The 24,436-nt window shown below is 50.9% G+C and carries 23 protein-coding genes; 22 read left to right on the forward strand and 1 reads right to left on the reverse strand.

Annotated elements, in window-relative coordinates; genetic code table 11:
- Positions 1 to 15: 15 nt before the first annotated feature.
- From PLUT_RS07105 to PLUT_RS07170, 14 genes are all read left to right on the forward strand, one after another.
- Positions 16 to 2,271, forward strand: a complete 2,256-nt coding sequence (locus tag PLUT_RS07105; RefSeq protein ID WP_011358101.1) for a GumC family protein — start codon at positions 16 to 18, stop codon at positions 2,269 to 2,271.
- 1 nt (position 2,272) lies between these two features.
- Positions 2,273 to 2,782, forward strand: a complete 510-nt coding sequence (locus tag PLUT_RS11550) for a serine O-acetyltransferase (protein WP_011358102.1) — start codon at positions 2,273 to 2,275, stop codon at positions 2,780 to 2,782.
- Positions 2,783 to 3,204: 422 nt separating this feature from the next.
- The gene (locus PLUT_RS07115; RefSeq protein ID WP_162010067.1) at positions 3,205 to 4,023 is read left to right on the forward strand and encodes a glycosyltransferase family 4 protein; all 819 of its coding nucleotides are present in this window, start codon (positions 3,205 to 3,207) and stop codon (positions 4,021 to 4,023) included.
- Positions 4,016 to 5,452: a hypothetical protein gene (locus tag PLUT_RS07120; RefSeq protein WP_011358104.1), complete on the forward strand. Its 1,437-nt coding sequence runs from the start codon at positions 4,016 to 4,018 to the stop codon at positions 5,450 to 5,452. Before PLUT_RS07115 ends, PLUT_RS07120 begins: the two co-directional genes overlap by 8 nt.
- Positions 5,453 to 5,457: 5 nt before the next feature.
- Positions 5,458 to 5,811, forward strand: coding sequence for a hypothetical protein (locus PLUT_RS07125; RefSeq protein WP_011358105.1), 354 nt, complete (start codon positions 5,458 to 5,460; stop codon positions 5,809 to 5,811).
- Positions 5,812 to 6,032: 221 nt separating this feature from the next.
- The gene (locus tag PLUT_RS07130) at positions 6,033 to 7,112 is read left to right on the forward strand and encodes a radical SAM protein (protein WP_041464137.1); all 1,080 of its coding nucleotides are present in this window, start codon (positions 6,033 to 6,035) and stop codon (positions 7,110 to 7,112) included.
- Positions 7,112 to 8,221 (forward strand): glycosyltransferase, encoded by a 1,110-nt coding sequence (locus PLUT_RS07135; protein WP_011358107.1) that lies wholly within the window; start codon positions 7,112 to 7,114, stop codon positions 8,219 to 8,221. The genes PLUT_RS07130 and PLUT_RS07135 overlap by 1 nt, the downstream gene beginning before the upstream one ends.
- Positions 8,218 to 9,441, forward strand: a complete 1,224-nt coding sequence (locus PLUT_RS07140) for a glycosyltransferase family 4 protein (protein WP_011358108.1) — start codon at positions 8,218 to 8,220, stop codon at positions 9,439 to 9,441. Before PLUT_RS07135 ends, PLUT_RS07140 begins: the two co-directional genes overlap by 4 nt.
- Positions 9,438 to 10,628 (forward strand): glycosyltransferase family 2 protein, encoded by a 1,191-nt coding sequence (locus tag PLUT_RS07145; RefSeq protein WP_011358109.1) that lies wholly within the window; start codon positions 9,438 to 9,440, stop codon positions 10,626 to 10,628. The genes PLUT_RS07140 and PLUT_RS07145 overlap by 4 nt, the downstream gene beginning before the upstream one ends.
- Before the next feature lie 12 nt (positions 10,629 to 10,640).
- Complete coding sequence (locus PLUT_RS11145; RefSeq protein WP_011358110.1) at positions 10,641 to 11,390, forward strand: hypothetical protein; 750 nt, start codon at positions 10,641 to 10,643, stop codon at positions 11,388 to 11,390.
- Between the two features lie 35 nt (positions 11,391 to 11,425).
- Positions 11,426 to 12,484: an acyltransferase family protein gene (locus PLUT_RS07155; RefSeq protein ID WP_081423690.1), complete on the forward strand. Its 1,059-nt coding sequence runs from the start codon at positions 11,426 to 11,428 to the stop codon at positions 12,482 to 12,484.
- An 18-nt stretch (positions 12,485 to 12,502) separates the two neighbouring features.
- Positions 12,503 to 13,228, forward strand: a complete 726-nt coding sequence (locus PLUT_RS07160) for a glycosyltransferase family 25 protein (protein ID WP_011358112.1) — start codon at positions 12,503 to 12,505, stop codon at positions 13,226 to 13,228.
- Positions 13,225 to 14,388 carry a glycosyltransferase family 4 protein gene (locus tag PLUT_RS07165; RefSeq protein WP_011358113.1) on the forward strand — a complete coding sequence of 388 codons (1,164 nt, stop codon included), beginning with the start codon at positions 13,225 to 13,227 and terminating at the stop codon, positions 14,386 to 14,388. Before PLUT_RS07160 ends, PLUT_RS07165 begins: the two co-directional genes overlap by 4 nt.
- 57 nt (positions 14,389 to 14,445) lie before the next feature.
- Entirely contained in the window at positions 14,446 to 16,236 is a 1,791-nt protein-coding gene (locus PLUT_RS07170; RefSeq protein ID WP_041464140.1) for an ABC transporter ATP-binding protein, read from the forward strand.
- Here PLUT_RS07170 and PLUT_RS07175 read toward each other — a convergent pair whose 3' ends face one another.
- Entirely contained in the window at positions 16,237 to 16,731 is a 495-nt protein-coding gene (locus PLUT_RS07175) for a metal-dependent hydrolase (protein ID WP_011358115.1), read from the reverse strand.
- A gap of 56 nt (positions 16,732 to 16,787) precedes the next feature.
- On the opposite strand from PLUT_RS07175, the gene PLUT_RS07180 reads away from it, so the two are divergent.
- From PLUT_RS07180 to PLUT_RS07215, 8 genes are all read left to right on the forward strand, one after another.
- Positions 16,788 to 17,774 carry an acyltransferase family protein gene (locus PLUT_RS07180; RefSeq protein WP_011358116.1) on the forward strand — a complete coding sequence of 329 codons (987 nt, stop codon included), beginning with the start codon at positions 16,788 to 16,790 and terminating at the stop codon, positions 17,772 to 17,774.
- 236 nt (positions 17,775 to 18,010) lie between these two features.
- Positions 18,011 to 18,790 (forward strand): WecB/TagA/CpsF family glycosyltransferase, encoded by a 780-nt coding sequence (locus PLUT_RS07185; RefSeq protein ID WP_011358117.1) that lies wholly within the window; start codon positions 18,011 to 18,013, stop codon positions 18,788 to 18,790.
- 371 nt (positions 18,791 to 19,161) lie between these two features.
- A complete protein-coding gene (locus tag PLUT_RS11765; protein WP_157858164.1) occupies positions 19,162 to 19,707 on the forward strand; it encodes a DUF4114 domain-containing protein in 546 nt (181 codons plus the stop codon).
- Positions 19,708 to 19,719: 12 nt separating this feature from the next.
- Positions 19,720 to 20,481: a PEP-CTERM sorting domain-containing protein gene (locus PLUT_RS07195; RefSeq protein ID WP_011358119.1), complete on the forward strand. Its 762-nt coding sequence runs from the start codon at positions 19,720 to 19,722 to the stop codon at positions 20,479 to 20,481.
- Positions 20,478 to 22,433, forward strand: coding sequence for a tetratricopeptide repeat protein (locus PLUT_RS07200; RefSeq protein WP_157858165.1), 1,956 nt, complete (start codon positions 20,478 to 20,480; stop codon positions 22,431 to 22,433). The genes PLUT_RS07195 and PLUT_RS07200 overlap by 4 nt, the downstream gene beginning before the upstream one ends.
- Entirely contained in the window at positions 22,430 to 23,242 is an 813-nt protein-coding gene (locus PLUT_RS07205; protein ID WP_011358121.1) for an archaeosortase/exosortase family protein, read from the forward strand. Before PLUT_RS07200 ends, PLUT_RS07205 begins: the two co-directional genes overlap by 4 nt.
- Positions 23,242 to 23,721 carry a hypothetical protein gene (locus PLUT_RS07210; protein ID WP_011358122.1) on the forward strand — a complete coding sequence of 160 codons (480 nt, stop codon included), beginning with the start codon at positions 23,242 to 23,244 and terminating at the stop codon, positions 23,719 to 23,721. The genes PLUT_RS07205 and PLUT_RS07210 overlap by 1 nt, the downstream gene beginning before the upstream one ends.
- Positions 23,718 to 24,308 (forward strand): exosortase-associated EpsI family protein, encoded by a 591-nt coding sequence (locus tag PLUT_RS07215; RefSeq protein WP_011358123.1) that lies wholly within the window; start codon positions 23,718 to 23,720, stop codon positions 24,306 to 24,308. Before PLUT_RS07210 ends, PLUT_RS07215 begins: the two co-directional genes overlap by 4 nt.
- The last annotated feature ends 128 nt before the right edge of the window (positions 24,309 to 24,436 follow it).

Below are 24,436 nucleotides of genomic sequence, written 5' to 3' on the forward strand. Positions count from 1 at the left end.
TAATTCCGCCCAATCATGCTGAAAGAACAGTCAACAAAAGATCCGCTACCATTGGGGAAACCCAGAAAGGCTTTCGACTTAGCGGGCTTTATAAAAAGGTACGGCTTATTCATCCTCCTGCTTGGCGGTTTCCTTTTCGCCATGCTGACACCGCTTATCTTCATCATAAAAAAACCATACTACGAAGTTCATGCCCTCATGCAGGTTGACCCGACGGTACCTACCCTTTTCAGCAATACTGAAGAGTCCTCCATCGTGAGTTACTACCCGCGCTATATCAGCACTTCGGCTCAGGCAATGACAACCATCGACATCCTGATAAAAGCGCTTGATTCAATGAAACCGGCTGACAGAGAGGCGCTCTTCCCCAAAGGGGTACCCACGGAAACTTGCGCAGCAATTCTTCACAACATGGTGTCGGTTACTCCGGGCAACAGGGATCACATACTCACCCTTCAGATTTCCGGGAGCAAACCTGAGGGGCTTGCAGAGTTCCTCAATACTCTCATGCAGACCTATATGGAGGAAACCCGCAAAGCGAGCAACAACTCTAACAGCGACAGGCTCAAATTCCTCTATGCCCAGAAAAATGTCATCACGCAGGAGATGTCGGCCATTGAGCGGGATCTTGACAGCCTGACCCGGGATATCGGCACATCATCTTTTTCTGAAACCTTTAATATCGCAGCAAAAAACAGCGACAACCTCTTACGGTCCTACAACTCTGTCCTGAATGAACGACTTGCATATGAAACAAATTACAGGGCCCTGCAGCAATCAAATAATGCGTTAAAAAAAATCGCTCTTGACCCCTTAGTCAATGAAATTGTCTTGAATAACAATGCCTTGACTAATACAGAATCATGGACCTACCAGCAGCTCCAACAGCTGAGAAGCACCACCGACGGGCTGACAGAAATAAACCCGGAGCGTATTTATGTAGAAGGACAAATGAAATCAATGAAATCCTATGCACAGGAGCTCCGTGAAGAAGTACGCAACAAGGCAAAAAACATCACCCTTGGCAAAAGAGATATAGACATGCAAAAGTCGGTAATCATCGCCAAAAACAATTATGAAGCCGCACAAGCAAGAGAAGACACCCTGCGGGTTGCAATCAATGAAAACAGCAAGGAAGCAAAACGCATCTCGATAGGCATCCACAGAGGCGAGTATCTTTCAGCCAACTGGCAAAACAAGTTCGACCTCCTCAACAACATTGAAAAACGCATTACAGAAATTGAAATCGAGAAAAAATCCCCCCTGCGCCTTTCCGTTCTCTCTATTGCCCGCACACCGAAACAGCCGCTGAAATCAAACATCAACAAGATAACGATCCTGCTTCTCGTCGGCAGTTTCGGCCTCGTGGGCGGGGCGTTTGCAACATATGAATTTTTTGACGACACCATTAGAAGCAGCAAGGATATCACGCATGCACTTGGGCACCCTCCCGTGCAAACCATCGTCAACCTCAGGGCGCCGAATGCAGAGGATCAGGAACAGCTTAGCCTTGCTCCCGATGATTTTCGGGCACATCAGATCGGGAGCCTTGCCGTCAAATTCTTTAGGGAAAGAACATCGAGCAATGCTAGGGCGCTCATTTTCACAGGTACGGATAAGGGGGTAGGATCATCAGCCATCACATTCAGCTGTGCCAAAGCCCTCTCGCAGCTTGTCCCGAAAGTACTCATTATCGATGGAGACATCGAAGCCGCGCCAATCGACGAGGACGATGAATTCCAGATCAGCCTGCCGGGGCTCTGCGATTACCTGGCCGACTCAATGACGCTGGAAGAATGCATAGTCAGCACTCCCGGTGACAATATTGATATGATGTATGCTGGCAATATCACCGGTAGAAGTGTCCCGCGCCAGAAAATTCCTGAACTCTTTGCTGAACTGAAAGAGAAATACGATTTCATCTGCGTGGACAGCACCCCCCTTCTCAAAAGCCACCTGGCTGAGCAGTTCGCCATGCATGCCGATATCGTAACACTGATCTCACTCGGCGATAGCTCTAAATTCAGGGATCTGAGAAAAGCTGCAGCTTTGCTGGTTCTGCTTGGAGTACCGAGCATCGCGCCCATCCTGAATTTCGGGGGGATCCGCAAAACTCTGACTATTGCCGAAATGTTCGACAACCCCCCCGCCCTCATAAGCAAAGTGGTTCCAGAAAAGATGATTGACGGCATACGGCGTTCGCCGGTCGGGATCCGCATGATTGACAAGCTACTGCAGTTCACACAGAAACTCCAGCAAACAAAAGATTAGTATGAAGACAAGCCGGCAGGTGATTTCAGCAACAGAGCCAGACTTGAGCAGAGAACAGGCCATCCCGGGCAAATACGAACCGGGCAAATACCTTCTGGCATCAATACGGCGCTATCAGTCTTTAAGAACAAAAGGCCCTACAGGTAAGTTGCTTTCAAAAATCACCGTACTACAACACCGATTCTGGAGCGCGGTTTGTGGAGCGGACATCCCAATCAATGCCAACCTCGGAGGAGGTCTCCTGATCCCTCACCCAAACGGCATCGTGATCCATCCTGCGGCAATAATCGGTCCCAACTGCCTGATCATGCATCAAGTCACTATCGGCACTACGGGAAAAGGGACTCCAATCATTGAAGGCCATGTTGATATAGGTGCTGGCGCCAAGATCTTGGGAGAAGTACACATTGGGGCCCATGCACTAATAGGAGCCAATGCGGTGGTACTCAAAAATGTACCGGCAAACACGACCGCAGTCGGCGTACCGGCAAGAATCAAGGGTAATCCGTGAAAAAGAAACCGTATGATCAATTGCGGAAAATGAAAGAGAAACATTCGACACGGTTATGCATAGCTTACGCTGCCGGACCGGGTGATATCGTTAAAACATTTTCCTACTGGCAGAAAGGAAACGACGACCCTCATCAGGTTTCGACAACCTATAGCGCAATGTTCTTTGATGCATGCCGTTCGCTCAATGCGAGGGGTATCGCCATTTCTTCATGCCCCAGAAAAGACCGTATCGTCACGGACCGGTTCCATGTCGAAAACCTCCCTAAAAATCCGCAAGCGAATGCCATTGCGTTTCATAAGGAACAGGTCAGCTATGTTCTAAGGGTTGCTGATTTTGCTAAAAAGCAGGGTGCAGACTTCCTGATCCTCAGTGAGGCTACAGGATATTTTTTCCCGCTTCTATGGGCAATACCCTCAAGGATGAAGCTGATCCCCACGCTGCACTGCAACCTCAAGTCTCGTTTTCGGCCTCTCTCTGCAGCTCAGAAGCTGATACAGTTCATGAATGCTATGTTTTTCATCAGAAAAGCATCGGCCATCATGTCCGTTTCACCAAGCGTAACCGAACAGATTGAGGGGATGACTTACGCCATGGCCTCACCGGTCCATCGCTTCTATCAGCTCTATCGACGAAAGTATTTTGAGTGTATCAACCCGCCAATACATCATAATAAACCCTTCAATATTCTGTTCGTAGGGCGGATGGAAACCGATAAAGGCATTTTTGACCTGCTTCAGATCGCCAGGGACCTCAGAGAAAAAGGACACACGGACATCGTCATCAATCTTTGTGGTGGAGGATCAGAAGAAACCGGGCTGCGCATGGCAGCATCAGCGTATGGGATAGAGGAAACATTCCGAATCCATGGCTTCTGCCGCCAGGACGAAATGCTTGAGCATATCAACAATAGCCATGCATTCATCGTGCCGACAAGAACAACATTCGAAGAAGGGTACAACAAAGCACTTGTGGAGGGGCTGCTTTCAGGAAGACCGGTCATCACATCCATTGTATGCGCCTACCCCCACCTTGAAGAGCTCAACAGCGGAATCATTCTTGTCCCGCCTGATGAAACTGAAGGGTACCGTGAGGCCATTGAACGACTGGCTTACGACAGCGCATTTTATGCAGAAAAACAAAATGGAACTCAGAGGGGCATGGAACCATTTTTCGACCCGGCATGCTCTTGGCAGGCCGTGCTAGAACGCATCATTACAAACATACGGAAGCATGGGTAATCCCGGAGCTAACATTCTGGTGCCCTTAGCCTTTTTCCTCTGGCCTGGCGTTGTCATTCTGCTGTACAAGAAGCTGGATAAACGACTTGTACCGGTCATTGCCTATGTCGCAGGCTGGATGTTTCTGCCGTGCGCGGAGTATGATATCTTCATGCTGAAAAACACCAAATCAACAGTAATTGGATACAGCCTGCTTGCCGCAACATGGCTCTTTGACAAAGAAAAACTGCTCAGCTACCGATTCCGCAGCATAGATATCCCCATAATATTATGGTGTACGACCCCTTTTTTCTCTTCACTCGCCAACGGGCTGGGAATATATGATGGCTTGGCCTCAACACTCTACACCACAATTAAATGGGGGATCCCGTACTTTTTTGGCCGGGTCTATTTTAACGAAAGCGATATTCTCAAGACCCTTGCAATAACCATTTTCATCGGCGGGATCATCTATATCCCTTTCAGCTGGTTCGAACTCATCATGAGCCCGCAGCTTCACCGACTCACATACGGATTTCATCAGCATGACTTTCTCCAGACACTCAGGGAAGATGGAGGATATCGCCCCATGGTCTACATGAACCATGGCTTGATGACCTCTATGTGGATGATGCTTGCTTCACTCCTTGGAATGTGGCTTTACATCACGAAAGTCCTTCCAAAGAAAATCTTTTTTCTTCCGTCATCCTTACTGCTGGCCCTCCTGATTGGTACATTTTTAATGTACCAATCAATGGGAGCCATATTTTATTTCGCGATGAGCCTGCTGATCCTATACATTGGCATCAAATGGAAAAACGCCGTTCTCGTCATAGTCTTGCTCGTGACGCCATATATCTATATCTTTTCAAGATCTACTGGATCTTGGGATGGAACAAATCTCACCAATTACATCGCAGAGAAAATCAGCCCGGCCAGAGCACAGTCACTGCAATTTCGCTTTGACAACGAAACGATCCTCATTGATAAAGCGCTTCAGGGCAGTTTTTTTGGCTGGGGAGGCTACGGTCGGGCAAGGGTCTTTACTGATAGTGGAAAAGATCTTTCCACTACAGATGGCCTTTGGGTCATAACACTCGGAAATCAGGGGAGCTATGGATTGTTATGGCTGCTTTTTGCTGTACAGCTGCCAACCATATTTTTCATCAGCAGGAAAAAGCCCGTTCAATGGGAATCGCCTGCATATGCGGCGCCGGCAGCAATGGCTGTTTTCATCGCGTTCACAATGGTAGACAACCTTCTGAATGCGATGGTCAACCCTATTTATCTCGTCTTTGCAGGGGGGCTTCATGGTTTACTGCTCAACAAAACGGACTTAAGCCTTGAATCGAGCGAAGAAACAGAACTCGACCTGTTCAGAGAATTCGACAAACTAACAAGCAGATTCCTTTCTGATCCTGGAAATTCGCAATCAAAATTCATCAACTGACTCCCATGTCAACCAAGAATAAACTAAAAACAGCCTGGCTGGCCGCATTCATTCTGCTCCTTACGGCAAGCTTTTCTCCGGGAACAGATTCCTCAAGGGTGTTCGGACTGGATATCGTTTTTCATCTCGGGATCTATGCCATCCTGGCGGCAGTTCCCCTCATTGCCCTGAAAAAACGCCTGACGGCGTTTCTCGTCGCATTAGCCATTGCCCCATTGGGCCTTCTGTTTGAAACGATGCATGGTTCGACAACCGGATACGGCTTCAAGATGATGGATGCTTTTTACAATAACCTGGGGATTACGGTTGGCATGATCACTGGCATCATGGTTCGATTGAAACATCATTACGAAAAATAATCCCGGAACCACATCGCATAGACACCGCAAGTACCTATAGCTCTCAATTAGAGAGCCCCCTAGCAGTCCACACCTCTCCAGATGCCAGCACGGCCTCACCGCCGCATCCAGCAGATCCCGTAAGCCTTTATAAATGAACGGCATAACGATTCGCATGGTTTTGGCACATGTTTTGCGTGTATGAGTCAGAGTACGATTCATCCAGCAAAAAACTGCGCCCCATGCATCTCACAGAACTGCTCGCTCTCGGATTGAAGCACGGACGGAACACCATAGCCGAATCGGCCTATATTCTCGCCGATATCGATTTCACCCGGCCAGTCACATTCCATGCCCTTCTCAATGAAAGGTGCAACTGCCTTTGCCGTCACTGCGACCACTGGCGCCTTGACAAATACACTGACGAGATGGGGATAGATGAGTGGAAAAAGACACTGCTGAGCATCAGAGACTTCACTGGTTCCTATGCAATAAATTTCAGCGGAGGTGAACCTCTTATCAAGAAAGGCTTCATTGAGCTGCTGAATTTTTGTTCATCAAACAGCATATACGCCGGTATGACTACCAACGGAATGCTGCTTGAAAGACACGCGGCCGAACTGGTTGCCGCAAGGCCATTCAATATCAACATTTCACTCGACTCCCATAAGGCAGACACGCACGACTATATCAGGGGACGCGAAGGACTGCACGAAAAAATATGCAGGGGGATAGCACGCCTGAAGGAAGAGCAGAACCGCCAGGCAATCAGCTTTCCCATCATCATCAAGCCGACCGTCATGTCGCTCAATTACAGGCACCTGCCCGAGCTTGTACATTTTGCTGAACAACTCGGCGTATCAGCAGTAAACTTCCAGCCGCTCGGGAGGTGGACGGAAGAGACCAATAATGAACTGTGGATCGAAAAGGAAGAGTGGCCAAACCTCGAGAATGTCATGCAACGCCTGATCGTCATGAAACGGGAAGGCGCTCCTATCATGAACAGCGAGGAAATACTCGGATTGATGACCGCCAGTTTTCGGGAGGAAAAAGCATCCACGGATAACCTACCCTGCCGCATCGGCCTCCACGAGTACTTCATTCGCCCAGACGGTGACGTCAAGCTATGTTTCCATTTCCCCTCCGTCGGTAATGCATCTAAGCTCTCGGCAAAAGAAATTTGGCGGGGAGCGGAGGCACAAAAAATCCGAAAAGCCACGCTTCAATGCGACAAACTATGCCTTCTAACCTGCCTCTCACAGAAATCACTAGGCAACAAGATCAGTCAAGCAATCACGATGCTTTCGGGACAAAAAAAGTAATGCACAAGGAACCTCCGGCCATGACCCATTTGAGCAGCAAGACACAAGCGCCCGATAACGCTTTGCCTCACATCGACTGTGTACTCATCGGAATCAATAGTGAAAAAACGGTGGGCCGCTGCATCGAATCTATCCAGGCAGCAGATTACCCTAGGGACAGACTGCATATCTACTACGTCGATGGAGGATCTTCAGATGCAAGTATTCTCATAGCCAAACAGTATGAAGGGGTCATAACCATTGCACTCAGGCCAGTGCATCCAACCCCTGGACTCGGCAGAAACGCCGGCTGGCAAACCGGTTCATCTCCCCTGATCCAGTTTCTCGATTCTGACACCATACTTGATCGCAACTGGTTCTCGAGCGCAATCAAAGCGATAAGACCTGAGAAGATCGGAGCCGTTCAGGGGATACTTAGCGAATTGTACCCTGAGAGGTCTTTCTATAACTGGATCGGAAATCTGGAATGGAACGGCCTGAAAGGAGAATGCGAATCATTCGGGGGTAATGTGATCGTCAAGCGTGATGCCCTTGAAATGACCGGCGGCTATGATGAGGAGATGGTCGGAGGAGAAGACCCTGAACTCAGCAGACGAATCATCAGAGCTGGCTGGAAGGTCATTCAGACCGGGGTGCCGATGGCGCAGCATGATCTGGCAATGACACGTTTCAAACAGTACCTCCGCCGAACTTTCCGCACCGGCTATGCCTTTGCTGCCGTAAGAGAGCGGGAACGCTCCGCTGGAAGTCGTTTCTGGCAGTACGAATACCGAAAGATCATTATCAAGGGGGGAGGATTTTCCTTCAGCCTACTTCTTGCAATCCCCCTCATGGCAGTCGGAGCTCCAGCACCTAGCATCACAGCACTCGCGTTGGTAGCGCTGGGCACAGCCCTGCTCCTGAACCCGCGAATTTTCAAGGTAGGCCAATTCATGCGTGAACAGCAGCTTGAGCGCAAAGATGCCAGGATATATGCTTGGCACTGCTCTCTTGTCGTACTCCCACAGCTAGCTGGAGTACTCCGCTACCACATAGGACGCATATTTAATCAACCTCTTCGGAACCGGCCGGCCAGGATAGCATCAGAAATTTCAGTCCAGACACCATGAACAAGGCCACAACCATAGCCTACCTCTGTAGCGAATACCCAGCCGTTTCGCACACTTTCATTTTCAGGGAAATCGAATCGCTCCGCCAGGCAGGCATTCTGGTACATACCGCCACCATACGCAGGACGTCAAACTTGGGATTGATGACCGCGAGCGAACAGGATGAGGCCAAGCGCACCTTTGCCGTGATCACCGAGCCCCTCCCCGCAATATTCAAGGCTCATGCAAAAAGCCTGATCAGAAACCCGGCAGGCTACCTGCGTATGGCCGCCGCGGCACTGAAGCCGGCATTCACCGGCCCCTGCAAGCCAATCAAGGCCGTAGCATACTTCATCGAAGCAGGCATTCTTCTCGAATGGCTACACGGACTAAGCATCACTCACGTCCACGAGCATTTCGGAAACCCGACCGCCATTGTTGCCATGCTGATGAAAACCTACGGCGGCATTTCCTACAGCATCTCAGTCCACGGCCCCGACATTTTCTATCAGATTGATTCAGCCATGCTCGATGAGAAAGTCCGCCATGCCAGCTTCGTCCGCTGCATCAGCCATTACTGCCGGAGCCAGATCATGCGCATCAGCCCCTCGTCGATGTGGGAAAAACACCATATCGTCCGGTGCGGGGTTGATCCTGACACCTGGTTGCCGCGCCCCGAGCCCGATAACGAGGTGCCACAGTTGCTCTGCGTAGGCAGGCTAGTACCGGCAAAAGGCCAGCACATCCTGCTGAATGCCTGCGCACTACTGAAAAATGAGGGGGTGCGCTTCCATCTCACGCTTATCGGAGACGGCCCTGACAGGACATCACTGGAACAGTTCAGCCGTGAACATGGGCTTGAAGGCGCAGTCAAATTCACTGGCATCCAAGGCCAGGACAAGGTGCGGGAATGGTACGACATGGCTGACATGTTTATCCTTGCCAGTTTCGCCGAAGGTGTTCCCGTCGTCCTGATGGAGGCCATGGCCAAGGAGATTCCGGTCATCTCCACCCGAATCACCGGTATTCCCGAACTTATCGAACATGGCCATAACGGACTGCTTGCAACCCCCGCAGATACCGAAGACCTTGCCAGAAAGATCCGCACCCTGATTGAAGATCCTGAAATGCGGAAACGATTGGGCCGTGAAGGACGGAAGAGCGTCGAACGCCGATACAACCAACACATCAACAACAATAAAATGGTCGACCTGTTCAAACAGGCCGTTGCGCAGGCATGACAATCCCATCCATTTTTCTTGTTACGCTGATCATCATAACAGCTGTACCCTCACTCTATCTGCTGATCACGACGATTGCATCGTTCTTTTTCAAGAAGGCAGCGCCCGCAACCAATCGGTTTCTCAACATAGGTGTTCTGATCCCTGCGCATAATGAAGGCATTGCCGTCCGAGAAACCATAGAGAACGTCCTCCGGTGCGACTACCCTGCAAACAGGTTCGAAATCTTCGTCATTGCCGACAACTGCGACGATGACACGGCTGATCATGCCCGCAACGCAGGAGCCACCGTGTTTGAACGCTCGGACACAGACAACCGAGGTAAAGGACAGGCCCTCGACTGGTTCCTGAGGAATCATAGCAGTCGATACAGGACCACAGATGCCATCACCATCATTGATGCAGACGTCACTCCAGACGTCAACTACCTCCGAGAAATCAGTGCGTCACTCAGCATTCCCGCTGTCAGTGTCGTCCAAGGATACAACGGGGTCAACAATCCGTCAGCAGGATGGCGACCGGCTCTTGTAGATGCGGCATTCAATGTCTTCAACCACCTGCGTCTGGCAGGATCCTTCATACTCAGCGGATCAGCGGCACTGAAAGGCAACGGCATGGCATTCAGAACCCCAGTACTTGAACGGTACGGTTGGCCATGCCATTCCATCGTCGAGGATCTGGAATTCACACTTCGTCTTCTCCAGGACGGCACTGTAGTGTACTATAACCCGGACGCTATTGTGACCAGCGAAATGGTGACCAAGGGCAGCCACGCAAGCAGCCAGAGAACCCGTTGGGAAGGCGGACGGTTTGGCCTGGTCAAAAGCATGAGCATGCCCCTCCTGCGTCTCTTTATGAAGACCGGCAACCCGAAGTTTCTCCATGCATGGGCAGATCTTGCAATTCCGCCCCTCGGACTCCTTGTTCTGCTCTTCATTCCAGGAACTCTGGCGGCAATCCTGCTTAGCGGCCTCTGGATCTGGATAGGAGCGGCATACTGGCTCATCGTCATATTCTATCTGCTATCGGCCCAAATCCAGAGAAAAGCCCCATTCTCGACGTGGGTTTCACTTCTTGCGGCACCGATCTACATACTCTGGAAAATCCCGATCTACCTGAAAATGATCATCGGAAAACAGGGAAAAGGTTGGGTTCGAACCACCAGAGAAACTCTGCACAATAACTAGATCCACACCTCAATGTCTAACGAGATAAAAAAAAGCATCATTTTCATGACCGGCTGCATCGATCCCGGCGGGATGCATATGACCGTCTTGACCGATACGGCAAAAAGAAAGGTCCAGTACATCGATGCCATTCGGTTTTACCTGAATTCAGCAAGTGTTCCTGTGCTTTTTATTGAAAATTCCGGTAATGACATCTCAAGCGAGTTCAGAAAAGAAATCAACGAAAAAACGCTTGAGATCGTAACGTTCAATGGCAACGATTACGACAAGAAAAAAGGCAAGGGATACGGCGAAATGCTGATAATCGAAGAAGCCATCCGTTCTTCATCGCTCTTTGATCAGGCGGATTTCATCTTCAAGGCAACAGGTCGTTACAAAGTCCTGAACGTCCGCTCGTTTGTGGAATACGTCAATGAAAAGCCTGATGCGGCAGAGCTCATGGTAAATCTCCTGCCAACCCTCGCCGATGCCGACTCCCGCTTCTTCGGGGCCAAGCGTGATTTTTTCAGGGACTTCCTCATCGGATACCGTTCACGACTCAATGACCAGGAGTGCTTCTATTTCGAAACGGCCCTGGCAAGCGCTGTTCACATGGCCATCGTTGATGGATACCGGTACTCAGACCTGCATCACTATCCAAGATATTCCGCCGAGTCGGGAACTGGGGGTGGAGTCTATAACGACTCGTGGAGTCGATGGGTGCTTAAAGATCTTCTTCTCAAGGGACAACATCGGCTGCAGCAGGCCTTCAAAATCCGTTAACCCGTCGAGGAACCCATAAACAGCCCCCAAGCCTCATGGCAAACAAGAGAAAATTTCTTCGACACATCCATTATTTCCGTGGTTTTGCGATCGTAAACGTCATGATCGTACATATCTGGAGCGCCCCAATGGGTGAAGGTGCGGCATATACCCATGCGGCCGCTATGATCAGACTCTTCCAGCAGGTCTTTTTTCATGACAGTACCATCTACTTCATCTTTGTTTCCGGCTTTCTCGTCGAATACCTCTCCGCAACCAAGAATCCACTCGACTACTACGGAAAAAAACTATCAAATGTCATAGTGCCCTACCTCATCATGAGCACACTATGGTTTCTGTGGGAAAGTTCGAAAATCCCTCAATCAGCTGAAGATCTACCGTCTCTTGCCGGCACCTACCTCTCAATGCTGACCTATGGCAAGGCACAGATACAGTACTGGTACATACCCTTCATCGCCGTCGTCTTTCTGCTCAGTCCATTGATCCTGAGAATCCCTAACCCGGCATTCAACAGAATTACGCTTGCCGCAAGCATTCTCCCCCTGCTCGGAACACGAACCGGCACTGAAATCTCTGCATTTCAATTCATATATCTCCTTCCCGTTTATCTCCAGGGTATATATGTAGCAAGAAACCATGACAGAGTGATCAATCTTGCAAAAAAGCATCAGCCCCTTCTGGCGTTCATAGCGCTTGCCTGCACCATCGCCCTAATGTACCTACATGGAAATTCTATTATCTTCGGCCCAACAAGCCTCTCCGAATCCATACACTACATCCACAAGTCGAGCATCATGTTCATAGTGTTGCCATTTTTGGCTTCACTAGAGCAAAAAAGCATAAAAGCTCTGGACCTTTTCGCGACATACAGCTTCGCAATCTTCTTTACCCACGTAACGGTCTCCATGTACCTTGTATGGAAAATACTTCCTCCAGAAACCATCTATTCCCTTCCCCTTATCAGCGCATCATCGTATACGCTAATCATGGGCTCGATTCTCTACCTCTTCATCAAAATATTTGCAACGCTATTCTGCTGCATAGCAGCAAAAAAAGTACTAGGCTCCACATCCCGATTCCTCATCGGAGCATAACAATAGAACAAGACAGGCATGGCCATGAACTTTCCGGATCATTTTGACAGGATCTCCGTGATCAACCTTCCAGATCGAACGGACAGGAAACGAGATACACTTAACGAATTCAGCAGGGCGGGCTGGGACCCAAATGATAAAATGATATCGTTTTTCCCGGCTATCCGCCCAGAAACGGCTGGAGGCTTTCCTTCAGTTGGCGTGAGAGGCTGCTATACAAGCCACATGGAAGTACTGCGGAGGGCAAAAGAAAACAACTGCGCCAATATCCTTGTACTCGAAGATGACATCTCATTTATCCGGGAGATAAACCAGATAGGGAATGCCGTTATGGAGCAGCTCGAAGGAAAAAAGTGGGGGTTCATCTACTTTGGCCACGATCGTCCGGCAGGCGACAAAAACTCCCTTGGAATCGAACTGCTTAAAGAACCGCTTATGCTGGCGCATTTCTATGCAGTCAATGGGCCGTATCTTGAACGATTCCTCCATTTCCTTGAGCAGTTGCTGAAAAGACCTGCGGGCCATCCCGACGGGGGCCCTATGCATTACGACGGAGCCATTTCGACATTCAGGATGCAGAATCCTGACATCCCGACGTATATCATCTATCCGAGCCTCGGTTCCCAACGTAGTTCACGAACAGACCTTCACGCACTTCCCATCTGGGATCGATGGCCATTACTTGCCCCCCTGACAGGCGGAGTGCGTCAGCTAAAAAATGCATTGAAAAGGAGACTGCCATGAACTATCTGCCGGTTCTTTTCGGCTATGAAGCTTCCAATATCGGCAACAGCCATGTTGCGCTTTCTCTCTGCCGCCATTGGCATGAAAGCGGCAGGGCTGTCCAACTCACTCTACCCGGAGCAGTAAAAGGGCTCGAATACCCGTGGCTCAGAACAGCAATGAAGGGCCTCCGCCAGAAACTGACCTATAAATTCGGGACCAACATCCAAGCTCGAACCATGGCCGAACAGCTTTTCTATAAACATGAAAAGGATGCAGATATTGTCTATCTATGGGCCGGCCTGTCTCTGGAGATTTTTGAAGCCTTTCATAAGCGAGGAAGCCGCATTGTCATCGAAAGGATCAACTGCCATAGGAAAAGCTCATGGAGAATACTTGAAGCAGCCGCAGATACATGGAACATCCCCTACAGGATCAACACTGATGAAAAGGCAGCCTTGATTGAGGCAAAAAAGCTGGAAATAGCCGATGCAGTCTTCTGTCCGAGCCCAATGGTCCGAAAAAGCATGCTGGAAAACGGCGTAGAGGAAACCAAGCTCCTCTCAACCAGCTATGGCTGGGCTCCAGAACGATTTCCGGGAAGAAATGACGAAAAAAAACATGCGGAACGCCCGGTATTCCTGTTTGTCGGCAGCATCTGCCTGCGAAAAGGCATCCCGCTCCTGCTCGAAGCATGGAAAAGAGCGAAGCTCGATGCTGATCTGGTATTATGTGGCAACATTGCGCCGGAAATACAAGAACACCTCCCGCCACTCGAAACCTACCCCAATGTCCGCCACATCAGCTATACCCACGACATGGGAATGATATACCGCAGTGCGGACGTCTTCGTCTTTCCTAGCCTTGAGGAAGGTGGACCAATGGTCACCTATGAAGCCATGGCTCATGGAATTCCCTGCTTGGTTTCAGAAATGGGCGCAGGAGCAATAGTGGAAAAAGACATCAACGGCATAGTCCTTCCTGACATGGATATTGATGCATGGGCTGAAGCTCTGACATCAATGGCCTTGAACAGGCAGGCGAGAATCGACATCGGACAACATGCTCGACAACGCGCGGAGTGCTTTACATGGAAAAACGTTTCCAATCAACGTGCGGAACTTTTGGAACAACGTTATCCGATGCTGTGGAAAGATCAGGGAAATGCAACTGACCACTGAGGGATGCCGGTAACCGGACGCCTGAACAATGGAATCAAAGACAAGAAAACAACGATAATGAAGATACGAGTCCCCAATCTCAAATATCTCAAGGACATCCGCACCATTCTGTCAGAGAGGGAGCGCAGAAACAGTCTGGGGATACTTTCAATGATGGTGATTGCCGTCCTCCTTGAAACATTGGGAGTCGGCCTGGTAATACCTGCGCTTGCACTCTTCACTGAAAAAGATTTTGCCGGGAAACACCCTGTTGCCAAACCGCTCATCGACTTCTTCGGCAACCCAGACCAGACCAGCCTGGTTTTTGGCGGGCTCGGCCTGCTGTTCAGCATCTATCTCATAAAAGCCCTCTTTCTGCTATTTATGACGTGGAGACAGAACCATTTCATCTACGCGATAGGTGAAAGGCTTTCACAACAGCTCCTCAAAATCTATCTGCATCAGCCATATACCTTTCATTTAGAACGCAATTCCGCACAGTTGATAAGAAACGTCACCACGGAAGTCGAGGTACTCGCAACAAATGTACTAACCCCTATCCTGCAATTGAGCGTAGAAACCCTGACGTTGCTGTGCATTTTCTCTCTTCTACTCATCGTTGAGCCACTAGGGACCCTGAACATCCTCCTCGTACTTGGGTTGACAAGCATTTCTTTTGTCATGCTGACCCGGCAAAATGTCGCCAAATGGGGAAACGACCGCCAGCATCATGAGGGACTCCGCATGCAACATCTTCAGCAGGGACTTGGAGGAATCAAGGATGTCAAGATCCTTGGAAAGGAAGACTACTTCCTGTCCCGCTATGGATATCACAACACATCCAGTACAAAAGTAAGAAGAAAAAATACGACCATTCAGCAAGTCCCCCGTCTCTGGCTGGAATTGCTTTCAGTAACTGGCCTGATCGTCCTTGTGCTCACCATGATGATGCAAGGCAAGGATATGGACTCTATCGTTCCCAACCTTGGATTCTTTGCCGTAGCAACATTCAGGATGATGCCCTCCGTCAACCGTATCCTCAATGCGCTGCAATCACTTCAGTACTGTCTGCCTGTCGTCGATATCATCAGTAGAGATTTTTCGCTTCCCTTCCATGAAGAACCACAGGAGAAAACAGGTGCAATACGCTTCAAATCGTCGCTTCATCTCGAAAACATCACGTATGCCTACCCGCAGGCCAACAGGCAAACCATCGAAGATATCACGCTGACGATACAGAAAGGAGAATCAGTCGGATTCATCGGGCCAAGCGGCTCAGGAAAAAGTACGCTCATCGACCTATTGCTCGGACTGCTGGCCCCGAATCACGGAACGATAAGCATCGATGGAAACGACATCAGAACTAATATGCGGGGCTGGCAAAACATAATCGGCTATGTTCCGCAATCAATCTACCTGACTGATGATGACCTGGAACACAATATCGCTTTCGGTCTGTCCGACGAGCAGATTGACAGGGATAAAGTTTTGTATGCCGTCGAAGCAGCCAATCTCGCTGCTTTCGTCAAAGGACTACCTGACGGCCTTGCAACCTTCGTCGGGGAACGAGGCATCAGGCTTTCCGGCGGACAAAAACAACGCATCGGCATCGCTCGGGCACTCTACCACAACCCGGAAGTCCTTGTTCTTGACGAAGCCACAAGTGCACTCGATATGGAATCCGAAACTGCCGTCATGGAGGCGGTAACCGCGCTGCACGGCAGCAAAACGATCATCATCGTCGCCCATCGCTTAACCACCGTCGAGCACTGTGACCGAATCTATCGCCTCGAAAATGGAAAAATAACCTCACAAGGCTCCCCTGCAGAGATGCTCACACGACACAACAGAACCCTGCAGAGCTCATGATCATGAAATTTTCGAGAGTAAAACAGAGAGCTGCTCCTTTTTCCATACGATCAGCGCCCCCAATACAATAAAAAGCTCGAGAAAAAAAGGATCCCACAGACCATACTCGGCCAGTGAAATCTTTTGCCGCACGAACGAAATCGGTGCCAACAGAAAAAGGTGGCCGGTAAACATATCAAGAACGGTGTGGATGACCCCCCCAAAGAAAAACACCACGGCAAACGCTGAAGGGGTATGCTGGAACCGGGCAATCAAAAGCCAGAGGACTGAAAAAACAAGCAGTCCCAGCCATAACAGCGGATAGTGGGTGGGATACTGGTGATGGTCGCACAAGCGTTGATGAAGGTGGAAGCACCATACAAAATCGAAATCGGGAGCTATCGAACCCAGCATACCCCAGAACATGAAGGTGTTGCTCCGAAGAGGCGTTCGGCACAACCTGCCGTCAAGCAATCGAGCGGTAATATAGCCAGCAGGAAGATGTGCAAAATACATGGGCAGGTATTGGAACGGAAAGGTTCAAGCCGCTGAAACTAACACTGAAATCAGTTATGATAGAAAAAACCAGCACGCGCAATATTCCGATCGATACGCTGAGAGGCATCGCATGCATCATGCTCGTTGCCTACCATGTTATCGGCATATCACCGGAAAGCGGACTCAGGCTGAGTGAGGGACTCCTGAAAGATACGAATGAAATGTTCGCCTATATCCGCATGCCTTTATTTACGTTTCTTTCGGGTCTCGTCTATGGCTGGCGACCATTCGCTGGAACATGGAAAGCTTTTATGAATGGCAAGATCCAACGACTGATCATTCCGATGTTGTTCGTCGGAACCGGCTTTGCCATTCTTCAAGCCGTCACTCCCGGCACAAACAACCCTATTGAAGATTGGAAATATCTGCATATCAAACCAGTTGCCCATTACTGGTTCATTGAATCGCTTTTTATCATCTTTCTGATCATTCTCGCGCTCGAACACTTCAAAGTGCTCGCCACCAGACGGGGCTTTGCGCTGGCCTACCTGGGATCGGTCACAGCTTTTCTATCCAACATCGGAACAATATGGTTTTCCCTTGCCGGGGTCTTCTACCTCTTGCCCTATTTCCTTGCCGGTCTTTATTGCACCCGATTCCCCCTGAAATTCAAATACTCTCAAATAACAGGGTTCATCATCATCATAGTGACCGTACTCTTCCTGATACTGTACAGCCAGCAGTATATCGATGACCGCCGCTCTTTTCTGGCTCTTTTCGTTGGCACGGTTGCATGTATCGCACTCCTGCTTACGCAAAGCCGCTCGGAATGGCTTGCCAGCATCGGCTATTACTCTTACTCCATCTACCTCTTTCATGTATTCTTTACTGCAGCAGCAAGAATAGGGCTTATGCATATCGGAGTTTCAGATATCACATTCCTTTTTCTTGCAGGAACAGCTGCAGGAATTACCGGCCCCATACTGACAGAAACCCTGGCAAACAAACATAACCTGCTCAGAACAACACTTCTGGGAAAGAAACCCCTGCCAAAGAATTGAACATCACGAATACATGGTGTATCAAGCTCCCCGCACATCCTGATGCTCCCGGCAGGATCCCTTATTGCTCTCATTTTGAAAGTGCATGACAGCAGATCCTCTCAATACCGCTTCCGCAGCAAGAAACCAAACGACCCGAAAGCCTTTAAGGGTGAGGGTTCTGGCAGTACACACCATCGGGCACGGGATTTGCATGAGGGTGAATAGGCAAGTAGTACACAACAACCCCCATAGCCATGCCACAGGAACATACACTCATCCAAAAGAAAGCGATATCGATACTTAATATCGACATCAAAAGCATTACCGAACCAGAACTGCTTTGCAAACTTGAACGCGGCATGCTGGTCACCCCGAATATAGACCACCTTTTCCACCTCCAGAAAAACAGGAAATTTTACGAAGCGTATCAATCAGCAGAATGGGTCATCTGCGACAGCCGGATCATTTACTTCCTTTCGAAGCTTTTTCCGGAATCGCTGCCGGAAGCCATTCCAGGATCAAGCTTCCTTCGCTCATTCTACATGCATCATAAAAATGATCTGGAATGCAAAATCTTCCTTCTTGGAGCAGCAGAAGGTGTAGGCCGAAAGGCTATGGAGAACATCAACAGGAAAGCCGGAAGGAAGATTGTCATCGGAGCGCACTCACCCTCCTATGGATTCGAGAAAAATGAAACAGAATGCGATGAAATCGTCAATCTCATCAACAACTCAGGGGCAACCGTCCTTGTGGTGGGAGCCGGAGGGGTAAAACAGGAAATCTGGCTTGCACAGTACAGACATAGAATGCCAAATGTCAAACTTTTCATGGCACTCGGGGCAACAATCGACTTTGAAGCCGGAAATGTCAGGAGAGCGCCCATGATGATTCGAAAAATCGGCATGGAATGGCTCTATCGACTGATGATGGAACCGAAAAGAATGTATAGGCGCTACCTGGTCAACGACCCGATATTCTTTTTTCATTTCGCAAAACAATTGCGAGGCACCTATATCAATCCGTTTAGCGCATAACGATCGGAGAACTATACATACAAACAACGATGCAGCAAGTCATTGTCACATCTGAAACAAAAACAGACCGCACAGCAAAAAGGTCAATCATAGCAGCCATGGCCATGATCTTGATTTTGGCCATGGCTGGGCCACGAGCCGCCAATGCAGCGGAAGAATCCAGCATTCAGTCAGACGCCCGGCCGTTCGGGCTGGACATTGCCTCGCCAGTTTATGCGTCAGGGTCGGATGAGAATGCGACGACATTCTTGGAATACTACTCAGAGACGCTGGTTCCCTGGGTCAGCACGAACCTACCCGAGTACACAAACAACTATACCACGAGCCTCCGCATTGACCCATCGTTGCTCACTCTTGCAACAGACTCTGATGTGAGAATATATTTTGTAGGAGAGGGGGCCGGATATGACAACACTCTCGGATTCACCAGTACGACGGGCGATCGAAGCCTCATATTTCCCGAGGCCTCCGTCAATCCATCATACAACAACGCAACCGATCTCACAAAGGCCGCAGCCAATGTGAACTTTCCTCTCGTACCGGGAGACTTCGTCGACCTGGGCAGCTTTGAAGCAGGCGCACAACTCGACTTTTTCCTCATCGCCAACGGCGCCAACGGCGGCACGACGACCTTTTCCACAGACGCAACGACAAGTCCCGACGGCTTGACCCATGCCATATCATGGGCTCCAGCTGACAGCCCATACCTTCTGATCGGATTCGAAGACCTTCTTGGTGGAGGTGACGGTGATTTCAACGATCTGCTGTTCGCCGTTGCGATCCAGCCGTTGACAACCGCGCCAGAACCCTCGACCATGCTTCTTCTCACCAGCTTCCTGCTTGTCGTTCTCTATCTGCGGCATAGCAGCCGGTTTTCTCCGCATAGTGATCCAGAACAATACCCTCGAATCAACTAACTCCGCCCCAATATGCATCCCTCAATAGCAGCAGATGGACCGGTTCCGAACAAAGCAGTCAAGAAACTCCCCGCAACCCTCCTCCTTGCGGGACTACTCCTTGCAGGCCCGCTTTCAGCAACCGGACTCACAGCAACTGATACGGATCCCTTCAATGCGACCTATCTGGAAACATTGCAAGACAATCTTGGTCTAAACCTTTACGAGAGGGAAAGCATTGGTGACATTCCTCTCGTCAGTCTGGACCCCTCGAGTATCAGTCTGACAACGACCTCCGGTGTGAGGGTCTATTATATAGGCACGACCTCCAATTATATCAACACATTGGGATACAGCACCAATGATGGAGCTGTCGCACCCATTTTCAAGACGAGCTTCAGTACATTCGACAGAAACCGCCTGATGCCGGGGGATTTCATTGATCTGGGTAATGTGGAAGGTGGTTCACAGCTCGATTTTTACATGACCACCAATCTGGGCTTCACCCGCACCAATACCGTTTCCACAAGCGACATGATTGAGCATGCCGTCGCCTACGCAATAAGTGACAGCCCCTATCTTCTCCTCGGTTTCGAGGACACCATCAGCGACTGGATTGGAGGAGCGGACTTCAACGATCTGCTCTTCGCCGTTGATATCGGAGCAGCGAATGTCTCCGCCATGACCGCCGCGCCTGAACCCTCGACCCTGCTCATTCTCGGCAGCTTCCTGCTCATGGTGGCATTTCTCAGAAACCGCCAGCGCATCGTGGCCCCTAAATGCTCCCAGGCATGAAACAGCACCGGACCGTGCGGCTCATCATCATCGGGGCCCTCATCCTCTTGACGGGTGGCGGCGTGTATTTCGGTCTTCCCGCCATACGCGCAGTCATCAAGGAATCAAGAGACAAAACTGCATACACAGAGGCAAAAACCTTTCTCAACGACCAAAGGGCGGCAAAAGCATTCGAGATCATCCGGATGAGGGACAGCTCCGTTCCCGACAGTAACAGCGAATGGCTCCACCTCGAAATAGAGGCCCTCAGTGCACTCGGCAATGTTGGGCGCCTGAGCGCTCTGTACGATCGCCATCCCGAAGCGTTCATGCAGCACGAAAAGGGATCGATGATTGTGGCCCGCGCGATGCTTGCAACCGGGGACATGAAAAGCTATGTCACATTCAGAAAAGCATGGGAATCGCAGGAAAAGCAGCCAGAACTCTGGTTTGCTCTCGATGTCGACGCCCTCATCCTTCAACAAGACACGGCCGGAGCCCTGAAGCTCTTGCGCTCCAGATCTTTCGAAGGTCAGGCTGATGCGGCAAGGCTCAACAGGCTTGCTCTGCTAACGGCAGGCGGGAACCTGCAGCAAGCCTGGCAATATCTGGAGCAGGCCTACAGCGTAGCCCCGAAAAATCCTGATGTCCGTTCTTTCAGGGCACAGATACTGGAGCGGATGGGTAAAGAAAAGATGGCCCGGGTTGAATATGTCGCAGCCCACCTCGCCCTTCCGGACAATCCACTCTATCGGGATCAGCTCGCGGAATTCTACCGCCGCCGCGGGCAGATCGGCCTTGCAGTGCAGACATGGGCACGGGATCTCAATGAACGCTCAGCCGATTTCATCAGGCTGAAGGCTCTTTTCTGGAGCAGGGTGACGACACCGGCATCGATTGGCAAAACCGATCCTGCTGACATATATGGAGAGCTTGCGCCACTCGTCATCTACCTGCAAGAGCTTCCTGAGGGGCAATTCTGGGATGATGGCCTGTTCGAAAAAGAAGTTGCCAAAGGCCAGATGGTGCTCGAAAGGCGCCAGGAAGCCTACTGGCTGCGCATCCTGGAAGCTCTCCGGAACAAAGAGGAAGAAAAATGCTACGACATCATTCTCGTCCACCCGTTCAAACGATCGTCCTGGAACCCCGATCTCGAGAAGGCACTGGAACGGCTCCTTGCCTACCGGCTCGAGAAACCCCAGCCGATGGATGCAAATGCGTTTGGTGCAAGTGGCCGCAACACCGAACAGAGACACCAGCTGTTCGAACAGTTGGAACGGATCGCTATGAGGGAAAAACCCGACCCCAAGCTTGACCGCCTCCTGCATAGCGATGAAGCTTTTGCTGCGGTCTTCATGGCAGGCGGCTGGATGGAAGCCGCCCTGCAATTGCGGGGCAAGGGAGCCATACCGGAAGGCATCCCCGACTGGTACATTTACGGAGTGACGCAGTCTCTACGCTTCAACAGGGATGCGAAAGCAGCTCTGGCGTTTGCCCGCAGCCAGCGGCCCACACCGGAAATGACACTGCTGACCGGAGAGATCCTGCTCGCAAACAAGGAGAGAGCTGCCAGTATCGAAATGCTCGAGCCACTGACCAAGAGCAAATCTGCGATTGGCTACCGCGCAGCATGGCTGCAGAGCCTTGCCTATCTGGACCAAAAAGCGACCCTCAAAGCCCGGAATGCACTCCAGCGCCAACCCGAACTATTCAGCAGTACGGCAGGCAAAGAAATTCTGGCCCGCATCGCGCTTGCTGAAGGAGAACCCGAAAAAGCCCGCGCCATCTATACATCGCTGGCAGACCGGTCGGCCGAAGCCAAAGCCTACCTGGCCATGCTCGCATACCGCCAGAAAGACTGGAATACCTGCAAAATCCTGACCATGGAGCTGATCAAAGAGTTTCCAGACAGAATGGAGCTTCAGGCCAACCTCGCGGCCATCAACAAAGCCGAGAAGGAGAACCGGCAATGACAGCTCGCGATTACCCAATCATCGCTGCGCTCTTGATTCTGGCCCTCTTCATCTGGATACACGATCTATCATGGATGATGCAGCCGGCCGACACCCTCCCCATTCTTCTGGCCATACCCTGTATGTTCTGGCTCGGAAGCCCCTGGAAATTCCTTCCCGGAGCGTTCCGTGTGCCGACAGGAGGCCTTGCCGTCACGACAGGGGCTTTCATTACCGGCATCGTAACAGGCTGGATGTTTCTTCTGGCCATCAGCTGGACCGTTCTGCTCTGGAGCTGGCTCTCAATCCGTATCGAACCCGCGGACCGGCGACGGATCGCAAAACTGCTGATCCTGCCGATGATGGCGTTCCCATGGCTCCTGCTGGACGCTCAGGCCGTTGGCTGGTGGTTCAGGCTTTCTGGCAGCTGGGCAGCTGGAGAGTTCTTCTCTCTTACAGGGTTCCATGTGGTCCAGGACGGAACCAGGCTGCTGATACAGGGCCTGCCTGTTGAGGTGACGGCCGCCTGCTCGGGAATGCATTCCCTGCAGTCGATGCTGATTGCCGGTTCGGCACTCGCCTATATCATTCTCGGCCACCACCCGATTTACTGGATCAACCTTCCGCTGCTGGTCGTCATCTCATGGATTGCCAACACGGTGCGCATCGTAGCCATCGCTCTGGCGGCTCTTGCTGTGTCGCCCGAATTCGCTGCAGGCCTGTTCCATGAATGGGGCGGCTGGGGCGTACTGATCCTAATGTTCGGGCTATGCTGGGCTATCTTCACCCTGCAGAGAACCCTTCTGAATAATAAAACCGCACAAGCATAATGCGAGACCACTGGATCATCGCACCGCGACTTGCCATCACGCTCTGGTGCATATGGCAGGCACGCGACCTTCTTGCGGCATGGGAGCACTCCGGATACGACCAGTATGGATGGATAACGTTGCTCGTCTGGTGTCTTCCGGTCTTCATGTCAGGGACCTCGGCACTGTTAGGTGCAGGAGCGCGCCAGTATGGTACAGCCATGCTGACAGCGGCACTCCTTCTTGCCCTTCTCGGTCAGGCCGGATCGCTCCACATGCTCCAGCATGCCGGACTGGCCCTGGCTCTTGCGAGCTGGACTCCATTCTCACCGCATCAGTTGCTGTGGCTGCTCTCATCGATATCATGGATGCCCGCCTTCGGCTGGATCGGCAGCCGCCTCTTCTTCGGCCATATCCTTCCGGCAAGGCTCCTATTGGCCCTCACCGCAGCGGGCTGGCTTGCCGCTGTACTTAGAGGCAGGAGGATGGAACGGCGATGAACGACAGGCACAACAACACGATGCTCTGGGCGCTTCTGGCCATGGCGGTACTCTTCGGCACTGCGGCGGAATGGCACACTCCAGGGGTCAGCACGGATCGGCTAGCAGCACTCCGCAAGAATGGATCGCTGTTTGCATCCCGCCCCCTTCCATTCTCCCCTGAAGAAACCGCATTCTACGGAACGGTTCGCGTTCTCAAACGTTTCTATCAGTGCTGGAACGGAGCGTTCATCCTGATTGCCATAGATGGATCGGCGAACCGGCATGCCGTTCATGATCCACTCTACTGCATCAAAGGGGCTGGGTGGGAGATTACGGAAAGCAGACGACTCGTTGTCGACGGAGGAACGGCAACCCTGCTCTCTCTCACCAGGAAAGGACAACAGAGAGAGGCCGTCTTCTGGTTTTCCGACGGCTCATCCCGCCATAGTTCCGTCCTCCGGTACTGGCTTCAGACCACTCTCCGGAGACTGACCTTCGGCGCATCGGGCAAGGAACCGGTCTTGTTGATCCTGCAGTCCATCGAGCATGATCGTCCTGACTGGCAGTCGCTCTTGGAGCGATGTCTTTTCCTTTTTGAAGTTTAACCCGCAACGCGCATAAAAACGAGATCCATGTTGTTATATTACAGCCATATATCGCACAAAAATGATCCACTTTAACCCCGAATCGAAACCGATACCACCCTCATTTCTGAAACATTACATCTATACGA

Source organism: Pelodictyon luteolum DSM 273 (genome assembly GCF_000012485.1).
Taxonomy (GTDB): Bacteria; Bacteroidota; Chlorobiia; order Chlorobiales; family Chlorobiaceae; genus Chlorobium; species Chlorobium luteolum.